Origin of the sequence: Tardiphaga sp. (assembly GCF_025356345.1) — a bacterium.
Classification (GTDB): domain Bacteria; phylum Pseudomonadota; class Alphaproteobacteria; order Rhizobiales; family Xanthobacteraceae; genus Tardiphaga.
Map to the genome: position 1 here is coordinate 1 of NZ_JANXTC010000223.1, position 5,189 is coordinate 5,189.

Genomic DNA, 5,189 nt, shown 5'->3' on the forward strand with positions numbered 1-5,189 from the left:
GGCCTGGTCGCAGCCGGCGGCGTAGGAACGGAAGCTGACGACGATCGCCGGATGCGGGGTAATCGCCTGGCCCGAGAGGTTGATCGACGACAGCGGTAGCGCGCCGGGGAAGTTGCCGAGCGTGTCGTCGACGAAGATGCCGCTGACATAGTCCTGCGCCAGCAGTGCCTTCACCGTGCGTTCCGCCAGCGCCTTGTCCCTGGTCGGCAGGTAGATCAAATTGGAGCCGCCATTGGTGGCGACGATCAGTTCCGGCTTGGTCGGGTCCTGGCCAAGGAAGGCATTGCCGGCCTTCGGATAATCATTGTCGGCGACAGCCGCGAATTTGTTGTTGGGATCGAACAGCGGCAGTTCCAGCGCCTTCGCCAGATCGATGGCAAAGAAGCCGAGCGGCAGGAAGCCGGCCGGCGTGTCGGGGTAGGTGCCCTTGATGGTGCTCGAGGTCTTGCTCTCCTTGGAGATCGTCGAGAAGCCGTGGTCGGCGGAGACGATGATGTTGGTCGAGGCGCTGAGGCCGAGCTCGTCGAGCGCCTGGCGCAATTGCGCAAGGTTGTTGTCGGCGTTCTTGATGGCGGCCATCGAGGCTGGACCGTTGATACCCGGAGTCACGGTGTTGAGGCTGTCGCCCTGATTATGCTGGGTGCCGTCGGGATCGCGCGACCACAGCACCAGCACGAACGGCTTGTTGCGGGCCTTGAACATCGGCAGCACCACTCGGGTGGCGACGTCGGTGATGTAGCCCTGCTGCGCGATGTTGGCGATCACGGTGCCGGCGGTCCGGGCGTCGCCGGACTTGCCATTGTCGCCGCGGCCGGGCGTCGCCAGCGGCATGCCCGCGGCGGTCAGGGCGCTCTTGATTTCGTCGGACAGCGGGATGCCGATCAGTTTGCCGTCCTTGTCGACGGCGCCGGTCTGGTCATCGAGGATGATGCTCTTGGTGCCGCTGCGCTCGGTATGGTCGAACATCAGGGTGGGGCCTACTTTGCCCAGTGCCGCCGTGCTGAAGCCGGCATTTCGCGCGGCCTTGAGCAGGGTCTCCTCGTTGAGGTAGTCGCCATTGAACTGCTCGTTCAGTTCGCCCAGCACGAGGTCATGCTCGATGAACGGGACCGGGCTGCCATTTTGCACTGCGGTGGGGTGGCCGGTATAGATCGAGTTGCTGAACGTGCCGGTGTCGCCGAGATAGTGCCCGGTCGACATGCCCGAGGCATTGGCCATGGTGAAAGTCGAGAATAGCGAATGCGAATTGCGGAAATTGACGCCCTGGTCGCGCAGCGCGGCCATCGCCGGCGCGGTTTCCGGGGTGACTTTCAGCGCCCGCAGCCCGTCCGGCACGAACAAAATCAGGTTGCGGGCAGGGCTGTTTTGGGCGAAAGCCGTGGCGGCTGACAGGAAGCTCAGCCCAACAGTCAAGATTGCGGTGGCGCAGCGCATGGAAAACCTCATTTCGTGTCAATTCGGGCGGCTCTGCCGCGCTTTCCTCTGTAGTTTTTGTTGGCGACAGAATTGTTACAGCCGCGTCCACATGCCACATTGCGCCGTTGGCCCGCTAGGCCACTTCCCGCCTCAAGGTTGCAAGTAAACAGCTCATGTTCAAACGTATCCTGATCGCCAATCGCGGCGAGATCGCCTGTCGCATCATCAAGTCCGCTCGCCGCATGGGGATCCAGACGGTCGCCGTGTACTCCGAAGCCGACCGCGATGCGCTGCATGTCGAGATGGCGGATGATGCCGTCCTGATCGGGCCGCCGGCGGCGAGCGAGAGCTACCTGCTGATCGAGAAGATCATCGAGGCCTGCAAGAAGTCCGGCGCCGAGGCGGTGCATCCAGGTTACGGCTTTCTGTCGGAGCGCGAATCCTTCCCGCGCGCCCTCGAAGCCGCCGGCATCGTCTTCATTGGCCCCAATCCAGGCGCCATCGCCGCGATGGGCGACAAGATCGAATCCAAGAAGGCGGCGGCCAAGGCCAATGTCTCCACCGTGCCGGGCCATCTCGGCGTCATTACCGATGGCAAGCACGCCATCAAGATCGCCGACGAGATCGGCTATCCGGTGATGATCAAGGCCTCCGCCGGAGGCGGCGGCAAGGGCATGCGGATCGCCTATTCGACCTCGGAAGTCGAGGAGGGCTTTGGCCTGGCAACCGCCGAGGCAAAGTCCTCGTTCGGCGACGATCGCGTCTTCATCGAGAAATTCATCGTTGATCCCCGCCACATCGAGATCCAGATCCTCGGCGACAAGCACGGCAACGTCATCTATCTCGGCGAGCGTGAATGCTCGATCCAGCGCCGTAACCAGAAGGTCATCGAGGAGGCGCCATCGCCGTTGCTCGACGAGACCACGCGGCGAAAGATGGGCGAGCAGGCGGTCGCGCTGGCCAAGGCGGTGAATTACGACTCCGCCGGCACGGTCGAATTTGTCGCCGCGCAGGACAAGAGCTTCTTCTTTCTCGAGATGAACACCCGGCTGCAGGTCGAGCATCCAGTCACCGAGCTGGTTACCGGCGTCGACCTGGTCGAGCAGATGATCCGCGTCGCCGCTGGCGAAAAACTACAGATGGCGCAGAAGGATGTCACGCTGACCGGGTGGGCGGTGGAATCCCGCGTCTATGCCGAGGATCCGTTTCGAAATTTCCTGCCCTCGATCGGCCGTCTGGTCAAATACCGGCCGCCGGCCGAGAGCAGTGTCGGCGGCATCACCGTGCGCAACGACACCGGCGTGCAGGAAGGCGGCGAGATCTCGATCTATTATGATCCGATGATCGCCAAGCTGGTGACGCATGCGCCATCGCGCGCCGCCGCCATCGAGGCGCAGTCACACGCGCTCGACGCGTTCTATATCGACGGCATCCGCCACAATATTCCGTTCCTGTCGGCCCTGATGAGCCATCCGCGCTGGCGCGAGGGCAATCTGTCGACCGGCTTCATCGCCGAGGAATTTCCGAAGGGCTTTGCCGCCCGACCGCCGGAAGGCGAGATCGCGCGGCGCATGGCCGCGGTGGCCGCCGCCATCGACATGGTGATCGGCGAGCGCAAGCGGCGGATTTCCGGCCAGCTGATCGGCCGCCCGGTCAACCGCGCCGGCCGCCGGGCGGTATGGCTGGAGCGCGAGGAGATCACGCTCGAAGTGGCGCGCGAAGCCGATGGCGTCGCGGTGCGATTCATGGCTGCCGATGGCAGCGTCGGCGCGGCGCACACGCTGGTGTCGCCGTGGACGCCGGGCAATCCGGTCTGGGAGGGCACTATCGATGGTCATCTGACCGCGATGCAGGTGCGCCCGATCGCGAATGGCATCCGGCTCGCGCATCAGGGCTATGAGGTGGCAGTCAACGTGTTCACCGAGACCGAGGCCGCGGCGGCGCGGCTGATGCCGGTCGGCGTCAAGGCCGATACCGGCAAGAAGCTGCTGTGCCCGATGCCCGGCCTCGTGGTGTCGATCGCCGTGACCGAGGGTCAGGACGTCAAGGTGGGCGAGACGCTGGCGGTGGTCGAAGCCATGAAGATGCAGAACGTGCTGCGCGCCGAGCGTGACGGCATCGTCAAGAAGATCCACGCGGTGGCCGGCGCGACGCTGGCGGTGGATGCGCTGATCCTGGAATTCGCATGACCTTTCGCACCCGTCGCGAGGCGCTACGCGCCATCCTGTCCGGCTCGCAATGCTTGCGGCCGGGCTCGGTCTATGACGCGATGTCGGTGCGGATTGCCGAGGATCTCGGCTTCGAAGTCGGCATGTTTGGCGGTTCGGCTGCCTCGCTCGCGGTGTTAGGCGATCCTGACATCGCGCTGATTACGCTCAGTGAACTCGCCGAGCAGATGCGGCGGATGTCGCGCGCCGCGGCGCTTCCGGTGCTGGTCGATGCTGACCACGGCTATGGCAATGCGCTGAACGTGCGCCGCACCGTGCAGGAACTGGAAATGGCCGGTGCCGCCGGTCTGACCATCGAGGACACGCTGTTGCCGGCCGCCTTCGGCGAGGCCAGGCCGCAATTGATTTCGCTGGAGGAGGGCCTCGGCAAAATCAGGGCGGCGCTGGAGGCGCGGCGGGATTCGGCGTTGGTGATTGTCGGTCGCACCGCCGCGGCCGCGGTCACGTCGGTCGACGACGCGATTGCGCGGGCGACCGGCTTTGAGGCCGCCGGCGTCGATGCCTTGATGTTCACGGGGGTGAAGTCGCGCGCCGATCTGGAGCGGATCGCGGCCGCCACCACGCTGCCGATCGTGCTCGGTGGACCGACCGAGGCGATGACCGACTGGGATTTTCTCGGGCTGCAGCGCGTCCGGATTGCCGTGCAGGGCCACGCGCCGATCGCCGCTGCGACACAGGCGGTGTTCGCGACGCTGAAGGCGATCCGCGAGGGCGTGGCGCCGAAGGATTTGCCGAACCTTGCCTCGGCCGACCTGATGGACTGGGTCAGCCGCTCCGCGCTGGTGAAGCAGCGTGGCGCGGATTTTCTCGGACTGAAGAAATAATGGGCGGGGCGATCCGCCAGGTCACGGTCCGCGGCCGGGTGCAGGGCGTCGGCTATCGCGCCTGGCTCGAATTCGCCGCCGAAAGTCTCGGCATCGACGGCTGGGTTCGCAACCGCCGCGATGGCAGCGTCGAGACGCTGCTGGCCGGCGACGAGCGGGTGGTGGCGGAGATGATCGCGCTGTGCCGCCAGGGTCCGTCCGCGGCACGGGTCGACGGCGTGGTCGACGAAGAAGGCCATCCCGACGCGTTGAACCAGCGCGCAAGCGGCGAGCGGTTTTCGGTGCTGCCGACGCTTTGATCCCAATCTGCCGCAGCTTCGGGCAATGGTGGGGTTAGGGCGCGGCGTAACATCCTGCTCCCGGCGGGTTGTGTTTCCCGATTTGGGATCCTGATAAAAATCCTAAATAGGTCTGTGGTCCCCGTTGTCTTGTTCGCGAGGGGCGCTGTCATGAGGCGTCTTGGTAGCGGAGCAGGGTGCGGCGCCCGCGGTCGTGGTTCGCAGCCACGGACTCGGGAGGCCGGGGGCACCGTCCGTGCCCATTACGGGGCGATGCTCCTCGGGAGCTGGACGGGACAGGTGGAAGGCGGGCGAAAGCCGGCCGGATCAGCGGCCCTGGGGCTTTAGCCTGGACCGGAAGCACGGTCCCCCGGCCCAAAATCGCCGCGGTGGCGCGTCCGCAGGCGCCGCGATCCATCGCGAGATGGGTCGCCTCCCAACCA

Annotated in this window: 4 protein-coding genes; 3 read left to right on the plus strand and 1 reads right to left on the minus strand. The window is 65.4% G+C overall.

The window, feature by feature from the left end; all coding sequences use genetic code 11:
- On the minus strand, positions 1 to 1,434 hold a 1,434-nt coding region (locus tag Q0S16_RS13655; RefSeq protein WP_295849092.1), incomplete at its 3' end, for an alkaline phosphatase family protein.
- A gap of 155 nt (positions 1,435 to 1,589) precedes the next feature.
- Between Q0S16_RS13655 and Q0S16_RS13660 the strand changes: the two genes are divergently transcribed.
- The 3 genes from Q0S16_RS13660 to Q0S16_RS13670 are packed head-to-tail and all read left to right on the plus strand — an operon-like array spanning position 1,590 to position 4,767.
- Positions 1,590 to 3,605, plus strand: coding sequence for an acetyl/propionyl/methylcrotonyl-CoA carboxylase subunit alpha (locus tag Q0S16_RS13660; RefSeq protein WP_295849094.1), 2,016 nt, complete (start codon positions 1,590 to 1,592; stop codon positions 3,603 to 3,605).
- Positions 3,602 to 4,468 (plus strand): isocitrate lyase/PEP mutase family protein, encoded by an 867-nt coding sequence (locus Q0S16_RS13665; RefSeq protein WP_295849095.1) that lies wholly within the window; start codon positions 3,602 to 3,604, stop codon positions 4,466 to 4,468. Before Q0S16_RS13660 ends, Q0S16_RS13665 begins: the two co-directional genes overlap by 4 nt.
- Positions 4,468 to 4,767 carry an acylphosphatase gene (locus tag Q0S16_RS13670; RefSeq protein WP_295849097.1) on the plus strand — a complete coding sequence of 100 codons (300 nt, stop codon included), beginning with the start codon at positions 4,468 to 4,470 and terminating at the stop codon, positions 4,765 to 4,767. The genes Q0S16_RS13665 and Q0S16_RS13670 overlap by 1 nt, the downstream gene beginning before the upstream one ends.
- The last annotated feature ends 422 nt before the right edge of the window (positions 4,768 to 5,189 follow it).

Bases quoted from the DNA above. Each gene is read 5' to 3' on its own strand.
- Q0S16_RS13670 (WP_295849097.1), top strand. From the start codon at position 4,468: ATGGGCGGGGCGATCCGCCAGGTCACGGTCCGCGGCCGGGTGCAGGGC.
- Q0S16_RS13660 (WP_295849094.1), top strand. From the start codon at position 1,590: ATGTTCAAACGTATCCTGATCGCCAATCGCGGCGAGATCGCCTGTCGC.
- Q0S16_RS13665 (WP_295849095.1), top strand. From the start codon at position 3,602: ATGACCTTTCGCACCCGTCGCGAGGCGCTACGCGCCATCCTGTCCGGC.